Origin of the sequence: Streptomyces sp. WG5 (assembly GCF_049974565.1) — a bacterium.
Classification (GTDB): domain Bacteria; phylum Actinomycetota; class Actinomycetes; order Streptomycetales; family Streptomycetaceae; genus Streptomyces.
Map to the genome: position 1 here is coordinate 204,938 of NZ_JBNGGC010000001.1, position 20,218 is coordinate 225,155.

Annotated in this window: 18 protein-coding genes and 1 tRNA gene; 9 read left to right on the forward strand and 10 right to left on the reverse strand. The window is 73.5% G+C overall.

Going from position 1 to position 20,218, the window contains the following annotated elements; translation table 11 throughout:
• Positions 1-39 precede the first annotated feature (39 nt).
• Positions 40-534 carry a DUF3830 family protein gene (locus ACP4IX_RS00890; RefSeq protein WP_426516866.1) on the forward strand — a complete coding sequence of 165 codons (495 nt, stop codon included), beginning with the start codon at positions 40-42 and terminating at the stop codon, positions 532-534.
• A 155-nt stretch (positions 535-689) separates the two neighbouring features.
• On the opposite strand, the gene ACP4IX_RS00895 is transcribed toward ACP4IX_RS00890, so the two are convergent.
• Together ACP4IX_RS00895 and ACP4IX_RS00900 are read right to left on the reverse strand one after the other, a co-directional pair.
• Complete coding sequence (locus ACP4IX_RS00895; protein ID WP_426554444.1) at positions 690-2,084, reverse strand: amidase; 1,395 nt, start codon at positions 2,082-2,084, stop codon at positions 690-692.
• Positions 2,085-2,112: 28 nt separating this feature from the next.
• On the reverse strand, positions 2,113-3,066 hold the full coding sequence (locus ACP4IX_RS00900; protein WP_426516870.1) for a D-2-hydroxyacid dehydrogenase: 954 nt from the start codon (positions 3,064-3,066) through the stop codon (positions 2,113-2,115).
• A gap of 187 nt (positions 3,067-3,253) precedes the next feature.
• Here ACP4IX_RS00900 and ACP4IX_RS00905 point away from each other — a divergent pair, with 187 nt between their 5' ends.
• The 6 genes from ACP4IX_RS00905 to ACP4IX_RS00930 all read left to right on the forward strand — a co-directional run bounded on the left by ACP4IX_RS00905 (position 3,254) and on the right by ACP4IX_RS00930 (position 8,497).
• Entirely contained in the window at positions 3,254-4,123 is an 870-nt protein-coding gene (locus ACP4IX_RS00905; RefSeq protein WP_426516872.1) for a maleate cis-trans isomerase family protein, read from the forward strand.
• Positions 4,120-4,851 (forward strand): maleate cis-trans isomerase family protein, encoded by a 732-nt coding sequence (locus ACP4IX_RS00910; protein WP_426554445.1) that lies wholly within the window; start codon positions 4,120-4,122, stop codon positions 4,849-4,851. Before ACP4IX_RS00905 ends, ACP4IX_RS00910 begins: the two co-directional genes overlap by 4 nt.
• A gap of 573 nt (positions 4,852-5,424) precedes the next feature.
• On the forward strand, positions 5,425-6,993 hold the full coding sequence (locus tag ACP4IX_RS00915) for a pectate lyase family protein (RefSeq protein ID WP_426516876.1): 1,569 nt from the start codon (positions 5,425-5,427) through the stop codon (positions 6,991-6,993).
• Positions 6,994-7,155: 162 nt separating this feature from the next.
• On the forward strand, positions 7,156-7,527 hold the full coding sequence (locus ACP4IX_RS00920) for a hypothetical protein (RefSeq protein WP_426516878.1): 372 nt from the start codon (positions 7,156-7,158) through the stop codon (positions 7,525-7,527).
• A 135-nt stretch (positions 7,528-7,662) separates the two neighbouring features.
• Positions 7,663-8,433, forward strand: a complete 771-nt coding sequence (locus tag ACP4IX_RS00925) for a bifunctional DNA primase/polymerase (protein ID WP_426554446.1) — start codon at positions 7,663-7,665, stop codon at positions 8,431-8,433.
• Positions 8,424-8,497: transfer RNA gene (locus ACP4IX_RS00930), tRNA-Lys, on the forward strand. Before ACP4IX_RS00925 ends, ACP4IX_RS00930 begins: the two co-directional genes overlap by 10 nt.
• Before the next feature lie 135 nt (positions 8,498-8,632).
• Here ACP4IX_RS00930 and ACP4IX_RS00935 read toward each other — a convergent pair.
• A complete protein-coding gene (locus ACP4IX_RS00935) occupies positions 8,633-10,009 on the reverse strand; it encodes a M6 family metalloprotease domain-containing protein (RefSeq protein ID WP_426516882.1) in 1,377 nt (458 codons plus the stop codon).
• Positions 10,010-10,293: 284 nt separating this feature from the next.
• On the opposite strand from ACP4IX_RS00935, the gene ACP4IX_RS00940 reads away from it, so the two are divergent.
• The gene (locus ACP4IX_RS00940; RefSeq protein ID WP_426554447.1) at positions 10,294-12,231 is read left to right on the forward strand and encodes a putative bifunctional diguanylate cyclase/phosphodiesterase; all 1,938 of its coding nucleotides are present in this window, start codon (positions 10,294-10,296) and stop codon (positions 12,229-12,231) included.
• On the opposite strand, the gene ACP4IX_RS00945 is transcribed toward ACP4IX_RS00940, so the two are convergent.
• The 7 genes from ACP4IX_RS00945 to ACP4IX_RS00975 form a co-directional block, all read right to left on the reverse strand.
• Positions 12,207-13,307 carry an LLM class flavin-dependent oxidoreductase gene (locus ACP4IX_RS00945; RefSeq protein WP_426554448.1) on the reverse strand — a complete coding sequence of 367 codons (1,101 nt, stop codon included), beginning with the start codon at positions 13,305-13,307 and terminating at the stop codon, positions 12,207-12,209. The genes ACP4IX_RS00940 and ACP4IX_RS00945 overlap by 25 nt on opposite strands.
• Before the next feature lie 69 nt (positions 13,308-13,376).
• A complete protein-coding gene (locus tag ACP4IX_RS00950) occupies positions 13,377-13,571 on the reverse strand; it encodes a DUF397 domain-containing protein (RefSeq protein ID WP_426554449.1) in 195 nt (64 codons plus the stop codon).
• Positions 13,572-13,579: 8 nt separating this feature from the next.
• The gene (locus tag ACP4IX_RS00955) at positions 13,580-14,218 is read right to left on the reverse strand and encodes a DUF5753 domain-containing protein (RefSeq protein ID WP_426554450.1); all 639 of its coding nucleotides are present in this window, start codon (positions 14,216-14,218) and stop codon (positions 13,580-13,582) included.
• Between the two features lie 54 nt (positions 14,219-14,272).
• Positions 14,273-15,634, reverse strand: coding sequence for an AAA domain-containing protein (locus tag ACP4IX_RS00960; RefSeq protein ID WP_426516892.1), 1,362 nt, complete (start codon positions 15,632-15,634; stop codon positions 14,273-14,275).
• Positions 15,631-17,259 carry a hypothetical protein gene (locus ACP4IX_RS00965; RefSeq protein ID WP_426554451.1) on the reverse strand — a complete coding sequence of 543 codons (1,629 nt, stop codon included), beginning with the start codon at positions 17,257-17,259 and terminating at the stop codon, positions 15,631-15,633. The genes ACP4IX_RS00960 and ACP4IX_RS00965 overlap by 4 nt, the downstream gene beginning before the upstream one ends.
• On the reverse strand, positions 17,250-18,563 hold the full coding sequence (locus tag ACP4IX_RS00970) for a hypothetical protein (RefSeq protein ID WP_426516896.1): 1,314 nt from the start codon (positions 18,561-18,563) through the stop codon (positions 17,250-17,252). Before ACP4IX_RS00970 ends, ACP4IX_RS00965 begins: the two co-directional genes overlap by 10 nt.
• Positions 18,460-19,413: a phosphatase PAP2 family protein gene (locus tag ACP4IX_RS00975; RefSeq protein ID WP_426516898.1), complete on the reverse strand. Its 954-nt coding sequence runs from the start codon at positions 19,411-19,413 to the stop codon at positions 18,460-18,462. Before ACP4IX_RS00975 ends, ACP4IX_RS00970 begins: the two co-directional genes overlap by 104 nt.
• A gap of 194 nt (positions 19,414-19,607) precedes the next feature.
• Between ACP4IX_RS00975 and ACP4IX_RS00980 the strand changes: the two genes are divergently transcribed.
• Positions 19,608-20,204, forward strand: a complete 597-nt coding sequence (locus tag ACP4IX_RS00980) for a histidine phosphatase family protein (protein ID WP_426516900.1) — start codon at positions 19,608-19,610, stop codon at positions 20,202-20,204.
• Positions 20,205-20,218 lie beyond the last annotated feature (14 nt).

A 20,218-nucleotide genomic window follows, 5' to 3' on the forward strand; every position in this document is an offset into this window, starting at 1 on the left:
CCCTTGACCCGGGCGGCGCCGGGCACTGCCATGGAGGGCATGGCTGATCGCTACATCGAAGTCTCGCTGGTCAGGCGCGAAATCACGTGCACGGCCCGACTCCTGGAGGACCGGGCACCGGTCACCTGCGCGGCGGTCTGGGACGCGCTCCCCCTCGGCGGCGACGTGTATCACGCCAAATACGCGCGAAACGAGATCTACGCCCTCTTCCCGCCCTTCGCGGCATCCGAACCACCGCTGGAGAACCCGACGGTGACGCCCATTCCGGGCGACCTGTGCTATTTCGCCTTCGCGGGTGCCGAGTTGGGCACCAAGGCGTACGGCTACGACCGCGAGGTCCGCGCCGGCACCACCCTCGTCGACCTGGCCCTGTTCTACGAACGCAACAACCTGCTGCTCAACGGCGACGTCGGCTGGGTCCCCGGCACCGTCTGGGGGCAGGTCGTCGAGGGGCTGGGCGAGATGGCCGAGGCCTGCAACGACCTGTGGCGCACGGGAGCGGCGGGGGAGACGCTCAGCTTCCGGCGGGCGTAGGCCGGACCTCCGGCGGGCGTAGGCCGGACCTCCGGCGGACCGGCCCGGGGCGGGTGCACGGCACCTCGTCAGGTGCCGCGCCCCCGCGCGCGGCACGGTCCGCCGGGCGGGCCCGCCGCGTCCGCCACACCCGCGGCGGTCCTCTCGTGCGGGACCTACGCATCCCGGGCGGGCACCGCGCCCGCCTCGTACAGGGCGTGTGCCGCGCGCAGGACCAGGTCGTCCCGGTGGCGGGCCGCCACCAGGTGAAGGCCGACGGGCAGTCCGTCCCCGTCGGCCCCGACCGGTACGGTCGCCGCCGGCTGCTGGGTCATGTTGAACGGATAGGTGAAGGGCGTCCACCCGGTCCACCGCCGGTGCCCCGAGCCCTTCGGCACCTCGGCGCCCGCCTCGAACGCCGTGATCGGCAGCGTCGGCGTGACCAGCAGGTCGTACGCCTCGTGGAAGCGGCCCATCCGCCGGCCCAGCTCCATCCGCACGTCCACCGCGGCCAGGTACTCCAGTGCCGAGTACCGCGCCCCCGCGCCGACGATCTCCCGCAGCCCCGGGTCGAGCAACTCCCGCTGACCCGGCCGCAGACGCTGCACCACGCGTGCCGCCCCGCTGAACCACAGCGCGTGGAAGGCGTCCACCGGGTCCGCGAAGTCCGGGTCGGCCTCGCTCACGTACGCGCCGAGCTCCGCCAGCCGCTCCACCGCCCGCCGGACCGCCGTCGCCACCGCCGGCCGCACCGCCACCTGCCCGCCGAGCGAGGGCGAGTACGCCACCCGCAGCCCCCGCACCCCGCCGGACAGCGCCTCGGTGTACGACCCGGGTGCCGGCCCCAGCGCCGACCAGTCCCGGGCGTCCGGGGCGCCGATGACGTCCAGCATCAGCGCCGCGTCCGCCGCGTCCCGCGTCATCGGGCCGACGTGCGCGAGCGTGCCGAACGCGCTCGCCGGGTAGAGCGGGACCCTGCCGTACGTCGGTTTCAGGCCGAAGATCCCGCAGAACGACGCCGGGATGCGCACGCTGCCGCCGCCGTCCGTGCCCAGCGCCAGCGGCCCCGCCCCGCGGGCGACGGCCGCCGCCGCGCCCCCGCTGGAACCGCCCGCCGTGCGGCTGGGGTCGTGCGGGTTGCGGGTGACGCCGGACAGCGGCGAGTCGGTCACGCCCTTCCAGCCGAACTCGGGCGTCGTCGTCTTGCCGACGAACACCGCGCCGTGCTCCCGCAGCCGGGCGACGGACGGCGCGTCCTCGTCCCAGGGCCCGTCCGGCGAGACGGCCCGGGAACCGCGCAGCGTCGGGTGGCCCCGCGTCAGCAGGATGTCCTTCACCGTGACCGGCACCCCGTCCAGCCGCCCGCACGGCTCCCCGCGCCGCCACCGCTCCTCGGCCCGCCGTGCCTGGTCAAGTGCCTCCTCGCCGGTCAGCCGGACGAACGCGTTCAGCTCCGGCTGGATCCGCTCGGCCCGCTCCAGGGCCGCCCGGGTCACCTCCACGGGGCTGAAAGCACCCTTGCGGTAACCGTCGACGAGCTGTACCGCGGTCAGCTCGGTGAGGTCGGTCATGCAGCACCCTCCCGCGTTTCTGGGGACGTCAGTGTCCGGGCACGTATCCGCGCTTCTTGTCGACCACGTTGGCCAGCGGTTCGCCCGCCGCCCAGCTCTCGAACAACTCCACGAACTGGGCCCCCAGTTCGTCCCGCCAGCCGACCGTGTCCCCGCTCATGTGCGGCGAGATGATCAGATCCGGGACCCGCCACAGCGGGCTGTCGGGCGCGAGGGGCTCGTGGCTGAACACGTCCAGGGCGGCGCCCGCGATCCAGCGCCCGGTCAGCGCCTCGGCGAGAGCGTCCTCGACGACCAGCTGACCCCGCCCCACGTTCACGAACCGGGCGGAGGGCTGCATCACCCCGAACCGCCGGGCGTCGAACATGCCGCGCGTGTCGTCGGTGAGGGGCGCCGCCGCGACCACCCAGTCGGCCCGGGCCAGCAGCCGGTCCAGGTCACCGGGCCCGTGGACACCGGTACGGGGGGTCCGGCCGACCAGCGCGGTCGTGATGCCGAGCGCCTTGAGCGTCCCCGCGATCGCCCGCCCGATCGGCCCGGAACCCACCACGCAGGCGCGGGTTCCGGCCACCCGCAGCGACTCGCGGTGCCGCCAGGTCCGCTCGCCCTGCAACCGCAGCGTCGTGGGCAGGTCCTTGGCCATCGCCAGGACGAGCGCGGCGACGTACTCGGCGATCGGCTGGTCGAAGACACCGCGCGCGTTGGTCACCACCGTGTCCGACCCGGCCAGCTCCGGGCACATCAGATGGTCCACACCGGCGCTCGCCGTGTGCACCCAGCGCGGCCGGGGGCCGCCGCCGGGCCACGCCTCGCGTACGGCGTGCGAGGTGAAGTCCCACACGAGCAGGACGTCGGCGTGCGGCAGCCGCTCGGCGAGGGTCGTCCCGTCGGCGTGCTCGATCCGGGCCCGGCCGGTCAGCCGGCCCAGGCGGGGGAGGGGTTCGGCGTCCAGGACGAGGAGCGTGGGCGTGGGCGTGGTCATCGGCAGGCCTGTCTCCGGTCGGTGTGAGCGAGGGCGTTCGGTGGTGGACGGGGATCTCGACCGGCTGTTGACCTGGAGGTGACGCGGGCGGATTGACCACGCTCGCACCGGAACCTACCTTCGTCAACACGGCCGTGCGTAACGGTGCGTTGCCCTCTCCTTTCTCAGTGTGAGGCCGGTGCGTGCCATGGACATCTCCTTTCTCGGCGGACCAGCTCCGCAACGCGGGGTCGGCGTGGTCGCCCCGTTCGACTTCGCGCTCGACCGCGAGCTGTGGCGGTGGGTGCCCGACGACGTGTCACTGCACATGACGCGGACCCCGTTCGTGCCCGTCGAGGTCAGTCTGGACCTCGCCCGGCTGGTCAGCGAGCACGAGACGCTCGGCGAGGCGGTGCGCACCCTCAACGCCGTCACGCCCGAGGTCGTCGCCTACGCCTGCACCTCGGGCAGCTTCGTCGGCGGCGTCGCCGGCGAACGCGCCATGTGCGAGGCGATCACCTGGGCGGGCGCGGTCCCGTCCGTGACCACCTCCGGCGCGCTGCTGGACGCGCTGGCCGAGCTGGGCGCACGCCGGGTCGCGCTGGTGACGCCGTACACCGTGTCCGTGACCCGAGCGCTGGAGGCGTACGTCGCCGAGGCCGGCGTGACCGTCACCGGCTGCGCCTTCATGGGGCTGACCCGGCACATCTGGCAGGTGCCGTACCGCGACGTGGCCGACATGGCACGCCGGGCGGTACCGCGCCCGGGGACGGCGGACGCCCTGTTCATCTCCTGCACCAATCTCCCCACCTACGACGTCATCCCGCAGCTGGAGGCCGAGCTGCGGATCCCGGTGATCTCGGCCAACCAAGTGACGATGTGGGCAGCGCTGCGCCGACTGGGTACCCCTGCCGTGGGGCCGTACCAGGCGCTGACCGATCCGGCCGCGCGCATCGGCCCCGCGGTGCCGGGGCCCGTCGGTCCCGCGGTGGCGGGCCCGGTCGGTCCCGCGGTGGCGGACCTGCCGGGCGTCGGTGACGCCCCGGACACGGAACAGCAGCAGGAAGGGTGGACATGACAGCACTGGGATTCCTGTACCCGGGCCACTCCGGCGAGGACGACTATCCACGCATCGAGCAGCTCCTGGGCAGCGACATCCGGGTGGACCTGGTGCACACGGACATCGGCGAGGACGCGCACCGGGTGGACGCGCTGCGCGAGATGGGCTCACCGCGGCGGCTCGCTGCGGGCATCGAGGAGCTGCGCCTGGCCGGCGCCGACGCCGTGGTGTGGGCCTGCACCAGCGGAAGCTTCGTGCACGGCTGGGAGGGCGCGCAGGAGCAGGTGCGCGCCCTCGCCCGGGCGGCGGGCCTCCCGGCCTCCTCCACCTCCTTCGCCTTCGTGCGCGCGGCGAAGGAGATCGGGGCGCGGCGGGTCGCGATCGGCGCGACCTACCCGGACGACGTGGCGCGGCTCTTCGCGGACTTCCTCGCCGCCGCCGGCCTCGGGGCGGCCGGCGTCGTCAGCTCCGGCATCGTCACGGCGGCGGAGGTCGGCACCTGGACCGCGTCGCAGGTGCTGGCCCTGGCCCGCGCCGCCGACCGCCCGGACGCGGAGGCCGTCCTCCTCCCGGACACGGCCCTGCACACGGCGGCCCACATCCCGGCCCTGGAGAAGGAACTGGGCAAGCCGGTCCTCACCGCGAACCAGGTCACCGTCTGGGAGGGCCTGCGCCTGGCCGACCGCCGGGTCAACGCACCGGAGCTGGGCGCGCTGTTCACCCGGGAGCCGGTGGTGCAGGCCTGAGGCGCGGTTCCCGGTCGGGAGCGCGGATGCCGGTCGGGACGTGGATCCCGGTCGGGAAGCGGACCACGGTCGGGAAGCGGATCGCGTCGGCCGGGGCGTCGGGACCGCGGTGCGAGCCGTGCGGGCGGCCGGCCCGCCGTCACCGGCGGGCAGACGGCGTGGCCCGGACCACAGGAAAGAACCCCGGTCCCGCTGGAGCGGGGCCGGGGTTCTCGTCGAGCGCTGGGCAGGCCTTGCACCTGCATTTCCCCACGGGAAGTGGGGCGTCTTTCCTTGGACCACCAACGCACTGCCGTTCGCCGGGGGTTGGCCCCCGCGAGCTGGCAGGATGATCGTATCGCAGCTCCGCCCCGGGTGCACATCGGCTCGGTGCGGCGGGGACGAGGAGGTACGAGAACTCACTCACTGTTCACGCACATGTACAACGGCCTTCATTCTGAACGTGCTCAATCCCTTGCCAGCCTTCGGGGGCGCCCCTATTCTCACGCCGAGAAAGCGCTTTCCGCGATGAGATTGACATGATCGCGACAAGCATGCCGTTCCGGCATGTGAAGACGAGTGGGGAGACCGAGGATGAGACGACCTGTCGCGCTGCGACTCAACGCGGCGCTGGCCACCTTGGCCGTGGCCGCCGCGACCGGTGTGGTGCTGTCGATGCCCGAGGCGGCGGCAGCGGCCGGTGGCGTCACCGGCTACGCCACCCAGAACGGCGGTACGACCGGCGGTGCGGGCGGACAGACGGTCCGGGCCACCACCGGGACCGCGATCCACCAGGCCCTCTGCGGCCGGGCCAGCAGCAGCACCCCGATCACCATCGAGGTCGAGGGCACCATCAACCACGGCAACACCACCAAGGTGTCGGGTGACAGCTGCAGCACCGCCGCGGACAAGATCGAACTCAAGCAGATCAGCAACGTCACGATCGTCGGCGTCGGCGGCGGCGCCGTCTTCGACCAGCTGGGCATCCACATCCGGGAGTCCAGCAACATCATCATCCAGAACGTGACGGTCCGGAACGTCAAGAAGTCGGGCTCGCCCACCTCCAACGGCGGCGACGCCATCGGCATGGAGAGCGGCGTCCGCAACGTCTGGGTCGACCACACCACCCTCGAGGCGTCGGGCGGGGAGTCGGAGGGCTACGACGGCCTCTTCGACATGAAGGACGACACCAAGTACGTGACCCTGTCGTACAGCGTCCTGCGCAACTCCGGCCGCGGCGGACTGATCGGCTCCAGCGAGAGCGACCGCTCCAACGGCTACGTCACCTTCCACCACAACAAGTACGAGAACATCGACTCCCGCGCGCCCCTGCTGCGCGGCGGCATCGCCCACATCTACAACAACCACTACGTGAGCCTCAACGAGTCCGGCATCAACTCCCGGGCCGGCGCGAAGGCCAAGGTCGACAACAACTACTTCGAGGACTCCAAGGACGTCCTCGGCACCTTCTACACGGACCAGGCCGGCTACTGGCAGGTCAGCGGCAACATCTTCGACAACGTGACCTGGTCCGAGCGCGAGGGCGACACCAACCCCGCCGGCCCCGACCCGCAGTCCAACACCAGCGTCAGCATCCCGTACTCCTACGACCTCGACGCGGCCGACTGCGTGCCGGGCGTCGTGAGCCAGACGGCGGGCGCCGACAAGGGCCTGAAGGTGTCGGACGGCAGCTGCACGCCGCAGAACCCGGACCCGACCGATCCGGGCCCGACCGACCCCGGCCCCACCGACCCGGACCCGGACCCGACCGAGCCCGACCCCACCGACCCGCCCACCGGGACCAACCTCAGCATCGGGGCCGGCTCCGACGGGTCCTCCAAGGCCGACGGAACGAGCTACGGCAACGTCCGTGACGGCGACATGAGCACCTACTGGTCCCCGTCCGGCTCCACCGGTTCCGTCTCCGTCAAGTGGGGGACCGCCACCACGGTCTCCAAGATCAACATCCGGGAGGCGGCGGGCTCCGAGGGCCGCATCGGAACCTGGCGGGTCATCAACCACGACACGGGCTCCGTACTGGCCTCCGGCAGCGGAGCGGGCGTCATCGGCTTCGACCGGACCTCGCTGAAGAAGATCACCTTCCAGATCACCGGCTCCGGCGGCACACCGAAGGTCGCCGAGTTCGAGACCTACGCCGGCTAGCGAGCGGCGTGGTCCCGCGGGAGTGGGCGAGGGGTGCCCGGTACGCGCGTACCGGCACGCCTCGCCCTCTTGCACGGGCGCGGGACAATGGACGGTGGCCCGCTCCACCCGGAGTGCCCCGGTCCACGGGGAGGGCCGTCGTGCGCACGAGGAGGAGAAGACATGGCGGAGCCCACGCCGCGTCGGAACGAACCGCGGCTACGCCCCGCGCCCCTGCTCTTCGAGCCGGCGGAGGCGGCCGCCGACCCGGAGCACTTCTTCGACCTCGAGTCGATCGACGACCCCCGTGCGCTGCTGGACCGGGCGACGGAGCTGACGCACGCCTTCCGGGCGGCGGCGGACCGGGCGATGGAGTTCCAGGCGATGGCGGCGGCGCAGCTGGCCGACCCCCGGCGGTTCGACCGGCTGACGGCCGCGGACATCGCCGGGCGGGCCGAGTGGACCGAGGACTACGCCAAGAAGATGGTGGAGTTCGGCCGGGACCTGATGCGCGGCGGCGAGGGCGGCTCGCACCCCGGTCGGTCCGCGCCCTGACGGGCCCCCGCGCCCCCGGCCGGTCCTCTCGCATATGCCAGGCGGGTGGGCAAGATACTCCGTCCCCCTCCCTCCTGTCCCGGTTTCCCGCAACTCCTCGGAGTCGGCCCCTCACGCCCGGTACATGTATGCGGCATGAGCAGCATGCGTGAAGTCGCCCTCGAATCCGCCCCCCGCACCTCGGACGTCACCTCGGACGGCGCTGCCTGGCTGGCCTCGGCGGACCCGTACCCGCGCAGCGCGCTCACGCTCTGGGAGGAGCGCCCCGGGGCCCCGGTCGTCCTGCCCTGCGGTTCCGTCTTCGACGTGGTGAGCGCTCCAGCGATCTTCGGGCGCCGGATGCTGGACCGGATGTGGGAGGAGGGGCCGGGTTCGGGGCCGGTGGCCGAGTTCCGGGGCCGCATGCTGCTGTTCGCCGCGCCGGGCACGGCCCAGCGGCTGCCGTCGCTGCTGGAGTGGGAGGAGTGGGGCGCGCGGGGCCGGGAGGACGGCCGTGCGGGCGCGGTGCCGCCGCTGCTGTGCCACGGCGCCGGCGACGCGGTGACCGTGCCGGCCCCGGTGGACGCGGTGGCCGGGCGGGGCCTGGTGGAGGAGGCGGCCGGGCGGGTCCCGGTGGAGGAGGTGCCCGGGCGGGTCCCGGTGGAGGAGGCGGCCGGGCGGGTCCCGGTGGACGCGGTGACCGTGCCGGCCCGGGTGGGTGCGGCGGTCCGGCAGGCCCCGGCGGATGAGCCCGCCCGTTCCGGTTCCCGCTGGCTGGTGGCTCCGGACACGCGCCGGCCGTGGCTGCCGGGCCCGGAGATCCTGCTGTGGGCGGCCGTGCGGGCGGCCCGCGCCGCCGTCCGTATTTCGATTTTTCCCTCCGCCGACCAGGATGCTAAGGTCTACGACGTCAGCAGGCGCCGCTAGCTCAGTTGGTTAGAGCAGCTGACTCTTAATCAGCGGGTCCGGGGTTCGAGTCCCTGGCGGCGCACGTTGTCGATGGCGAGGCGGGTTCGCGGAAACGCGGACCGGTCTCGCCATCGTTGTTCCCGCGCGGCTTCGCCGTGCCTGGCGGGGGCTCCGCCCGCCCGCACCCCCTCGGCCGGCGTGACCTCGGGCAGGTGGCTCACCCCGGCGTGACCTGCACGGTCCACGCCCCCGACACCGTCCGCCCCGCCACCTCCACGCGTACGCCCTCGCCCGGCACCGTGAAGCTCTCGCCCAGGCTCACCGGGGCGTCGGCGAGCGGCGGGTAGACCGAGTCCTCCCAGCAGGCCTCGGTGTCCGGGTGGGCGTCGACCACCTCGACCGGCCCGCCCCCGGACTCCGCCCCGCTGCGCACCCGGTACACCAGCACCCCCGCCCGGCAGGCGGCCGCGTCGTTGCCGACCGGCCCCCGTGCCTCGAAGGCGAGCACGCTGTCCGCCCCGGTGCGCACCACCGCGAGCTTGGTGCCCCGGCCGAGACCGAAGGCCGGCGCCCCGGCCGCGCCCGTCACCACCACCCCCGGCCCCGCCCCCAGCGGCTCCAGCGTCAGCCGGGTGGGGCCGCTGCCCCGCACGCACGCCACCTGCCGGGGCTGCAGCCAGCCCAGCTTCCACTTGTGCCAGCCGAACAGGTCGGGGGCCAGTCCGAACTGGCTGCCCATGAGGTCCCAGTCGCCGACGTGGGTGTCCCAGTCGCCCTTGCCGTCGACGGGCCGCTGGTACAGGTCGGGCAGGTCGAAGACGTGCCCGGTCTCGTGGGCCAGGACCAGCCGGTCCGGCGGATGGTTCTCGAAGACCGTGACGACCCGCCGGATGTCGGTGCCGTCGGCCCGCATCGGGGTGTCCAGGTTGACGACCTTCGTGGCGTCGGAGTCCACGCCGGGCGCGTCCGGGTCGGCGACGAAGTAGACGACGTCGTAGCGGGAGAAGTCGACGTGCCGGTCGGCGGCGTCGAGCGCGTCCCGCAGGTACGCGGCCCGGTGCCGGGGGCTCCAGTCGCGCCGTATGTCGTACCAGGTCGAGGGCCGGGGCATGGAGATCCAGGTGCGCAGCGGGTGCGGGCGGAGCGTGAACGTGCCGTACGAGGCGCGCCGGAAGAAGCGGGTGGTGGCCGGGAAGTGGTCGGCGGCCAGTTCGGCCGGCGCGGTCAGCGGCTGGGAGTCGGGGAAGGACAGGAACACCATCACCGCGTCCAGGGCGCGGACGGGCCGCGGATAGGCGGCGTTCCAGGTGTCCAGGCCCTCGGAGTGGTGCACGTCGGTGCGCCGGAGCGCGCAGGGCTCGGGGGAGAAGGGCTCCGCGACCGAGGGGGCGGTGACCAGGGAGGTCGCGGCGAGGGCCGACATCGTGGTGCACACCGCCGTCGTGCTGCGCAGCCTGGGCCGGACCGCCCCCGCGGTCCGCCGGTCCGCGCCGAGCCTCTTGAGGGCTTCCCGGGGGAGTCGCCTCAGGGGGAGCTGGCGCGGCACATGGACCTCCGGGTGCGGTTGACGGGACACCGCACTCAGCTTGTGCATGTTTGTCGTACTGCGCCCTGTTCGCCTGCACCGGATGGGTGAGCCGCCCGGAATTTCGCCGGAGGACTCCTGGCCGGCACCTTCGGGTCACTCACAGAACGTCACAACTGGTCGGGGGTGCGTGAAACCCGTCCAGGTGTGAGCAGAAACGATCTGTCGGAGAGATCACTTGGTCCCGAACGCGGAACGGCGGGTGGAAGGGCCCGTTGGCAGCCTCTATGATCGGCACACTTTCCTGCACGAACAGAGCACGAACAGAGATCGAGGCACTGCGGGAGCGAGCGGTGAACGGAACCTCCGAAGGGCCGGCGCCCGCGGCAGACCTCGACCGGTCGGCCGTCACGGACAGTGACAACCATCTGGCGTCTCGTACTCCGTGTACGGGGTCCCCGGCCTACCGGTCGGCGTTCACGGCCGCCCCCCTGGCCATGGCCGTCGTCGACACCGAGGGCCTGGTCGTCGGCGCCAACGCATCGCTGGGCGCCCTGCTCGGCACCGACCCGGCCGCGCTGGCCGGCAGCCCGGCGGCCGACCTCGTCGACCTCGCCTCCGACGCCGGCACCTGGCACGCGTACCGCGAGGTGCTGCGGGGCCGGCAGCCCCGGCTGCGCTGCACCCGGCGGCTGAAGCGGGCCGACGGGCACTCCCTGTGGGTGCAGGTGACGGTCGCTCCCCTGGCCGAGTCCGGGGACGCGCAGGAGGGGCTGCTGCTGTCGGTGGCCGACATCAGTGCCCGGCGCGAGCTCCAGGCCCGGCTGCGCCACCTCCAGATGCACGACCCGGTGACCCGGCTGCCCAACCGCGCGCTGTTCTTCGAGCGCCTGACGGCCGCGCTGGAGGCGGAGTCGCACGAGCACGGGGGCACCGGCCGGATCGGCGTGTGCTACCTGGACCTGGACGGCTTCAAGGCCATCAACGACACCCTCGGCCACCGTGTCGGCGACCGGCTGCTGGCCGCCGTCGCCGAACGCCTCACCCGGTGCGCGGAGGACGCCGCCCACGCCCGGTCCGGCGCCCCGCTGGTCGCCCGGCTCGGCGGCGACGAGTTCGCCCTGCTCGTGGAGGACTCCACGGGTACCGACCAGCTCGCCGAACTGGCCGAATCGGTCCTGACGGCCCTCCAGGCGCCCTTCGAGCTCGCCGACCGCCGCCTGTCGGTCACCGCGTCGGTCGGTGTCGTCGAACGCCACACCGTCGGCACCACCCCCACCGCCCTGATGCAGGCCGCCGACACGACCCTGTACTGGGCCAAGGCCGACGGCCGGGCCCGCTGGACGCTCTTCGACCCCGAGCGCAACGCGAACCGCATGACCCGCCAGGCCCTCGCCGCCACGCTCCGCCCCGCCATCGAGCGCGGCGAGTTCGCCCTGGAGTACCAGCCGCTGGTCGGCATGGAGGACGGCCGGGTGCGGGGCGTGGAGGCGCTCATCCGCTGGAATCATCCTCAGTTCGGCGTATTGGCGCCGAATCGGTTCATCGCACTGGCGGAAGAGGACGGTTCGATCGTTCCCCTGGGCCGCTGGATCCTGCGCACCGCCTGCCACCAGGCCCGCCGCTGGCAGCTGGCCCACCCGGACGACCCGCCGATCTTCGTCAGCGTCAACGTGGCGGTCCGCCAGGTCTGGGACTCCGACCTGGTGGCAGACGTGGCGGCGACCCTGGAGGAGACGGGCCTGGCCCCGCACCTGCTCCAGCTGGAACTGACGGAGTCGGCCGTGATGGGCTCGGCGGGCCGCCCGCTCCAGGCCCTCAAGGCGCTCAGCGACATGGGTGTCCACATCGCCATCGACGACTTCGGCACGGGGTACTCGAACCTCGCGTACCTGAGCCGGCTGCCCGTCTCGGTCCTGAAGCTGGACGGTGCGTTCGTCCGGGGGTTCCAGTACGACGGGGCGCGGGACGGCGGGATCCAGGGCGCCGGGGAGGACACCGACGCCGACCCGGCGGCCGACGCGGCCTCGGCCAACCCGGCCGACGAGGTCATCGTCGAGGCGATGGTCCAGCTCGCCCACCGGCTCGGGCTGACCGTCACCGCCGAGTGCGTGGAGACCTCCGACCAGGCGACCCGTCTGCGCCGCATCGGCTGCGACACCGGTCAGGGCTGGCTGTACTCCCGACCGGTGGCGCCGGATCGTATCTCCGCACTGCTCGGTTCCGGCGGGCACGGGGCGGCCGGCACCGCCGGGGCCGCCGGGGTTCAGGCCGGTGTCGGCAACCCGTAGGCGTCGGCGATCAGCTCGTAGGAGCGCAGCCGTACGTCGCCGCCGTGGGCGTTGGCGGTGAGCATCAGCTCGTCGGCTCCGGTGCGCTTCTGGAGGTCGTCGAGGCCGGACCGGACCTCGTCCGGGGTGCCGTGGATGACGTTGGAGTTCCAGGACGCCACGAACTCCTGCTCCATCGGGCTGAAGTCGTACGCCTCGGCCTCCTCCGGCGTCGGTACGAGCCCGGGGCGCCCGGAGCGCAGCCGGACCATGTTCAGCGCGGCGGCCAGCACCTGCCGGCGGGCCTCCTTCTCGTCGTCCGTCGCCAGCGCGGAGACGCCGATGAGCGCGTAGGGCGCGTCGAGGACGGCGGACGGCCGGAAGGACTCCCGGTACAGGTCCAGCGCCGGGACGGTGTTCTGCGCCGAGAAGTGGTGCGCGAAGGCGAAGGGCAGCCCGAGGGTGCCGGCCAGCCGCGCGCTGAAGCCGGAGGAGCCGAGCAGCCAGACCGGCGGCCGGTGCGGGGACTGGACACCGCCGGGGGAGGTCGCCTGCACGGGACCGGGCACGGCGTGGATACGGCGGTAGGGGTGCCCGTCGGGGAAATCGTCGTCCAGGAACCGCAGCAGCTCCGCGAGCTGCTGCGGGAAGTCGTCGGCGCCCTCGTTCAGGCGGTCGGTGCGGCGCAGGGCGGCGGCGGTGGCCCCGTCGGTGCCGGGGGCGCGGCCGAGACCGAGGTCGACGCGGCCCGGGGCCATCGCTTCGAGGGTGCCGAACTGCTCCGCGATCACCAGCGGGGCGTGGTTCGGCAGCATCACGCCGCCCGAGCCGAGCCGGATGCGGTCGGTGTGGGCCGCCAGGTGGGCCAGGATCACCGCGGGTGAGGAGGAGGCGACGCCGGGCATGGAGTGGTGCTCGGCGACCCAGTACCGGTGGAAGCCGCGGGCCTCGGCGAGGCGTGCGATGTCCACGCTGGTCCGCAGGGCGTCGGTGGCGGTGCGACCGGCGCCGACGGTCACCAGGTCCAGTACGGAGAGGGGAACGGGTGCGGTGCCGTGGACCGGGCCCCGGATCTCCTCTGCGGCGTCTGCGGCCATCGTGGGGTGCCTCCTGTGTGGTGGGACGTTCGCGGTTCGCTGCGCGACGTAACAGGAGGCGGTCTCCGGTTATTCCCCGGTGGGGGTCTTGAGGGCGGCGAGGAAGGCGGTGAAGGCGGGGGCGGGGAAGGTGAGCACGGCGCGGGCGGGAGCCTTGGAGTCGCGGACGGCTATGTGGGGGTGGCGGCGGGCGACCTCTACGCAGGCGTTGCCGTCGCCGCTGCCGGAGTAGGAAGACTTCCGCCAGTTCTCGGGGGTGGTCACCGGATGCCTCACAGTTCCTTTGCCAGCCTGTGGATGAAGTCACGCGAACGCTCGGGCTCGAACGCGGCTTCTCTCACCTTATGGAACAGTGTTCGAAAGTGGCTCAGCTGAGCTTCGGCGTCGACGAAGACGGTGCCGTGAGGGGTGTCGCGAACGACAGTGTCCAACTGGGGGACGGGGCCGCCCGCGTACACCATGGCGCTCCCGGCGCCGGCGAAGCCTCCCACCGTGAAGGGGATGACGCGCACGGTGACGTGGCCGGAAGTGGCGAAGTCCAGGACATGGTCGAGCTGAGCCCTCATCGCGGCACTGTCGCCGACCTTGATGCGCAGGGCGGCTTCGTGGACGACCGCCTCGTACGGAACCGCTTGCGGCTGTTCGATGATGCCCCGTCGCTTCATACGGTGCTCCACCCAGCGCTCCACCTCCTCCTCCGAGAACTGGGGGTTCACGTAGTGGAAGAGCGCGCGGGCGTAATCCTCGGTCTGGAGGAGCCCGGGGACGTGTAGGAAATCGACGTCCCGGCGGAGGGAGGCGTGATGCTCCAACTCCGAGAGGTCGAGGAACGAGTGGGGCAATGAGCCCCGATACAAAACCATCAGATCGTCCTCACCGCGGAGACCCCCCAGCCCCTCCGCGTTCGCCACCCCGGGCCAGTTGCGCGGACCCGTGGCGCGGACCGGTGGCGCGTGGCGCCCACGTCAGGGCCGCCAGGCCACCCGGTGCTCCGCCAGGTGGGCGAGGACGGCGTGGTTCGCCTCCCAGCCGTCGGGGAATTTCACCAGCGTGCCCAGCTGGACCGGCTCCGTGGACGGATAGTCGTCCAGCAGCTCGCCCACCCCTTCCCGGCAGACCACGATGCACGCGTGCCGGTGCCGGGAGGCCAGGACGCACAGGCGGCCCGTCTCCAGGTGGAAGGCGGTGGCGTCGGGGCGGCCGGAGAGCGGATGCAGGACGACGGTGACGTCGTACTCGCGGCCTTGGAGCCGGTTCGCCGTGTCTACGGTCACGCCGCTCACCCCGAGGTCGGCCAGCGCGGCCCGTACCGCCGCCGCCTGGTCCCGGTGCGCCGTGCCGACGGCGATACGGCCGGCGGTCAGCGGGGCGGGGTCGGGGGAGCGTTCGGAGGTCGCCGCGCCCTCCCGGTCGAGGAGCCGCCGGACCACCGCCGCCACCGCCCGCACCGCCTCCGGGTCGGTGCGCGGGGTGTGCCGCGGGGGCAGCTCCAGCAGGCCCCAGCCCGAGCGGGCGGCCTCGTCGATCACCTGGTCGGGGCCCGAGCCGTCCGACGCCACCGCGAAGGCCAGACTCCGGTCGCCGTGGTCCGTGCCACTGCGGAACGGCGTGTACGGGTAGAACGCGTCGGAGACGAGCCGCGCCGCCGACGCCGGGAGCCGCCACGACACCGGCAGCCGGTGCTGCGGCAGGCCCGGATTGTGCGCGAGGAGTGTCGTCACCGCGGAGCCCGACGGGTCGTACGACAGGCCCGCCCACTGCTCGCTGCCCACGGTCGCGAACGGGTCCAGCTGGCCCGGGTCGCCCACGAACAGCGCCCGTTCGAAGAGACCGGCGACCGCCAGCAGGGCGTCGGAGCGCATCTGGTACGCCTCGTCGACGATCGCGTGCCGCCACGGCTCGTCCACCGTGACGTGCGCCCACTTCGCGGCCGTGGACAGGACGACGGCCTGCCCGGCGAGGTCGGCGGCCTTCGCCGACTTGCGTACGTTCGCGAGGTCGTCGAGTGCCTTGTCGTACGGGTCGGCGTCGCTGCTGTGCAGGCGGCCCACCGGCAGGTCGGGGTTCTTCTCGGCGAGACGCAGGACCAGGTCGTCGACCTGGGCGTTGGTCTGCGCCACCACCATCAGGGGGCGGCCGGCCTCGGCCAGCTCCAGCGCCGCCCGGACGACGAGCGTGGACTTGCCGGCGCCGGGCGGGGAGTCGACGACGACACCGCGCTCGGTGCCGTGCAGGGTGTCGTGGAGGATCGCCGCGGTGGCGCGGGCGGCCTCGGCGCCCGGGTCGAACCCGGCCCCGACGGGAACGGCGGTGGCCTCGGCGGTCACAGGATGTCCTCCTCCGTCTGGGCGTCCGCGGCCTCCGGTACGGCCGCCGTCTCGCCGGGCGGTCCGCCGTGCGTCCACGGGGTCCGCTCCGGGTCGGGCAGCTTCGCGCCGCCCCGCTGCTCGTGCTCGAAGAGGGTGAAGCAGACCAGGTCCCCCTTCTCGGGCACCGATCCGGCCTCGGGCTCCTTGCCGCGGCCCATCCTGTCGACGATCCGCAGGACCAGTCCGCCCCCGACCCCGTCCCCGTCCCCGTCCGCGTCGGCCGGCCCGACGTACTCCGCCGCCTGCGGCTTGCCGTTCAGCGACCGGTAGACCTTCACGCGCTCGCCCAGGTGCGGGCGGTCGTCCGTGCGGACCGTGACCAGCGGGCGCGGACTGGGCCGCCTGCTCTCGCTGTACGCCATCACCACGTCGGTGACCTCACCGGCGAACGCCTCGCCGGACAGCCGCCGCCCGGCCATCACCAGCGGATCGTCCAGCGCCTCCTGGGCCTCCAGCCGGGCCTGTTCGCGCTCGCGCGTGGCGAGCTTGTTCGCCGCGGTCACCGCGTCGTCGCGGCGCGGCTGCGGGGGCTCGCCGGACAGCACGCGATCGCGGTGGGAGGTGAACGACCAGCGGTCGCGGGTCCAGCGTTCCTCGACATGCGCGCCGGCGGGCAGCTCCCGCAGCAGGTCGAGACCCCGCCACACCCTGTCCCAGGTGGGGCGGGTACGGCTCTCGACCAGGGCGCGGATCTCCCGCTCGGCCGTGGTGAGGGCGCCGAGCCGGTCGTCGGCCTCCAGGCCGTCCTCGGCGGCGGCGAGCGCGGTGCGGGCGCGGTCGTAGCGCTCGATGGCGGGGGCGAGCAGCTTGTTGTCGAAGGCCGGGTCGGTCGCCGGGCCCGCGGGCGGGCACAGCAACTGGCCGTCGGCGTCACGCGCGAGTTCGGCGCGTCGCGCGGCCTGCGCGCCGGTCAGTCCGGCGGCGTCGGCCTCCGGGTCGATCCAGGCCAGCAGCGCCCCCAGGTGCTGGTCCTCCAACGAGGACTGACCGGTCGCCCACTGCCGGCCCAGCAGATCGGTCATGGCCAGGAGAAGGGAGGAGCCGGGGACCCGGGCCCGCTCGCCGTAGTGGGTCAGCCACCGGCCGAGCAACGGCACCCTCGGCGGCGCGGGATGCGGCGTGTCCGGGTCCTCCTCCGCCGTACGCCGGAACCGCATCGACCGGCCCAGCAGCCGGACGAAGTCGATGCCCGCGCGGCTCGGCACGACCATCTGCGCGGCGTCCGCGCACAGGTCGACCTCCACCTTGACGCGCTTGCCCGTCTCCGGGTCGGTCTCGGTGCGCTCGGCGGTCTCGACACTGTCGGCGTACGCCTCGATGTGCGGCAGCACGATGCCGGCCAGCTCGGCCAGGAACGCGAACCGCAGGTCGCGGTCGCGGGGCTGCGGGACGACCAGCAGATGCGGGGCGTCCCGGTCGGTGCCGATCAGGGCACCGAGCGGGGCACCGGCCTCACCGGCGGTGATCAGCGGCACGAAGACCAGCGGACGGTCGGACAGGTGCCGGTGCCGGACGGTGGCGGCGGGCTGGGCGCGGCCGGTGCGCAGGGCCTCCAGACGGGCGAGCGTGGTGATCAGTGACACCCGGCCACCCCGCTCCCGCCGACCCCGTGCCCGGTCATCCCGCTCCCGCCGGCCCCGTGTCCGCCGACGCCGTGTCCGCCGACCCCGCTGCCGGCCGTCGCGAGGGCCTCCGCACGCAGCCGGGCCGCCCTGCGCAGCGCGGCCACCGCAGGGTCGTCCGGATCGCCGGCCTCCCCCCGGGCCGCCGCCAGCACGTCCTCCACCGTCGACAGCCCCCCGAGCTCGGCCCGTACCGGGCGGCCCAGCGCGGTCACCGCGCCGGCCTCGAGGGACCGGCCGCGGCAGTGGAAGGCCAGCTCGCAGGCGGACAGGCACTCGGGCGCGTACGTCGCCGGGACCGCCTCGACCGCGGCCGTCAGCTCCTCGGCCGGCAGCGCGGGGGAGAAGCAGACGCCCTCGGGGAGCGCGTCGGCGATGTCCTCGATGCGGGTCAGGCGGGCCAGCTGGCGGTCGGTGACCGCGCGCTGCTTGCGCACGTCGACGGCGGAGGCGGTGGGCAGGTTGGAGAAGTCCTCGGGGCACACGAGGAGCACCCGGTGGCGCACGCGCGGGGCGGGATCCAGCCGGGCGGCGACCCGCTCCAGGGCCAGCACGTACACCGCCGCCTGCCGGGCGGCGGCGCCGACCTTCGCCGGGTCGGCGGAGCCGTCCAGCATGGGGAAGGACTTGATCTCGACCACCGTCCAGCTGCCGTCCGGATGCACCACCACGGCGTCCGGCTCCAGGAAGGCGGGGGAACCGGCGACGTCGAGGGCGAGCATCGGGTGGTCGAGCAGCGTCCACGAGCCAGGAGCACCGGGTGCACCGGACGTTGCTGGCGCACTCGAGGCCCCGGGTGTGCCGGTGGCCTCCCGCAGCGCCAGCGACGTCCGGGCCGCGCGGCCCTCGGGGCCCGCCGCGGACAGGTCCGGTACGTGCGCGCCGGAGGGCGGCTCGGCGCCCCGGTCCAGCTTCTCGTGCACGAGCCGCAGCAGCTCGGCGCCGCCGTCCGCCTTGACCCGCGCCTCGAAGGCGTTGCCCCGCACGAAGGCGAACTGCGACTGCCCGAAGACCGACGGCGAGCCCAGTGCGCTCGCGAGCGACGCCTTGTCCACCCCGGCGCCGTCGAGGATCGCGCGACGGCGGCACCCGGGGTTGGCGGCGAGTGCGGCCAGGGCGCGCGCGTCCAGCGCCTTGGCCGGTACGTCGGGACCGCGCAGCTCAGCGAGCCGGTGCCGGAGTCTCGTCCCCCGCGTCCGCGGGGGAGGGGTCCGGCTCGGCTCCCGCTCCGAACCGCTGCTCGCGCTGCCGTGGAAATCGCTCACCCGCGGAAGTCTGGCATCCACCACTGACAATCGCGGAACTCACGCCGGCCGGGGCCTGTGCGGCCGGGGTGGCGCGGGTCGCGAACCGCACCCGCACCCGGTCCGCGCTCCGCAGCACGAACGGCGTCAGCAGCAGCCCCGCGCCCATCACGGCCGCGCCCGCCACGGCGTCGAGGAAATAGTGGTTCGCGGTACCCATCACCACGATCGTGGTCACCAGCGGGTAGACGACGCCCGCCGCCTTCGCCGTGCGCGTGCCGCCGTAGCGCCACAGCATCACACCGCACCACAGGGACCAGCCCACGTGCAGGCTGGGCATGGCCGCGTACTGGTTGGTCATCCCGCCCAGGCCGCGCGGCGCGCTCGCCTCGCCGCCCCACCAGCCGTACGTGCTGTACTGGGCCATCGTGTCGACGAAGCCGTGGCTCGCGTCCAGCAGCCGGGGCGGGCAGGTCGGCAGCAGGGTGAAGCCGATGAGACCGATGAACGTGGACGTCATCAGCCAGGTGCGGGCGGCCCGGTAGCGCACGGTGCGTGAGCGGAAGATCCAGATGAGGATCGCGGGGGTGACCAGGTAGTGCAGTGACGCGTACCAGAAGTCGGCCGGTATGCCGATCCACGGCTCGCGGGTGAAGAGGCGGTTGAGCGGGTGCTCCGCGTTGAGGAACAGCACCTTCTCTATGCGCAGGATGGCCAGACCGTGATCGACGGCGTCGGAGACGTCGCCCCGGACGAGGAGGCGGCCCGCGGAGTAGCAGGCGTACACGAGGACGATGAGCGGCAGCTCGGTCCACCAGCGCGGCCGGGGTTTCGGGATCGCCTCGGTGCCCGGTGTCTCGGTGTGCGGCAATCCGATCGCCCTCCCCCTTCGTTCTCGCGCGCCTCGGACGGACACGGGCGTGCCACTCTACGGCCTTCGTGCGCCCGGTTCACGGAGCACCCTCGGCCCTGATAGACGCCCACATCGCCCGCCGGGTTGCCCGTGCGCGGCGTGCGCGATGATGGAGGCGTCCCCTCCGACACCCTCCCGGAAAGGCCCCCTTCATGGCACCGCGCATCCTGCTGGCACGGCACGGACAGACGGAGTGGTCGCTGTCCGGCAGACACACCGGCAGGACCGACGTGCCGCTTCTGGAAGAGGGCCGGCGCGGCGCCAAACTGCTCGGCGAGCGGCTGCACCGGGCGCCGCTGGAGGGGCTGCCCGGGGTCGAGGTGCGCACCAGCCCCCTGGTCCGCGCGCGGGAGACCTGCGAACTCGCCGGCTTCGGCGAGCGCGCCCAGGCGTGGGACACGCTGATGGAGTGGGACTACGGGGCGTACGAGGGCATGACCCCCGACGAGATCCAGGCCGTCCGGCCCGGCTGGCTGATCTGGCGGGACGGGGTTCCGGAGGGGGAGAGCCTGGCGGACGTCACCGCGCGGGCCGACGAGGTCGTGGCGTGGGCGCGTGAGGCGGACCGCGACGTCCTCGTCTTCGCCCACGGCCACATCCTCCGGTCGATCGGCGCGCGGTGGCTGGGGCTTCCGCTGGACTTCGCGGCGCGGATACGACTGAATCCGACGTCGCTGTCGGTGCTGGGGTGGGCGTACGGGGAGCCGGCACTGGAGAGCTGGAACGACCTGGGACACCTGGCCGGCTGACCTCGTCCGGCCCC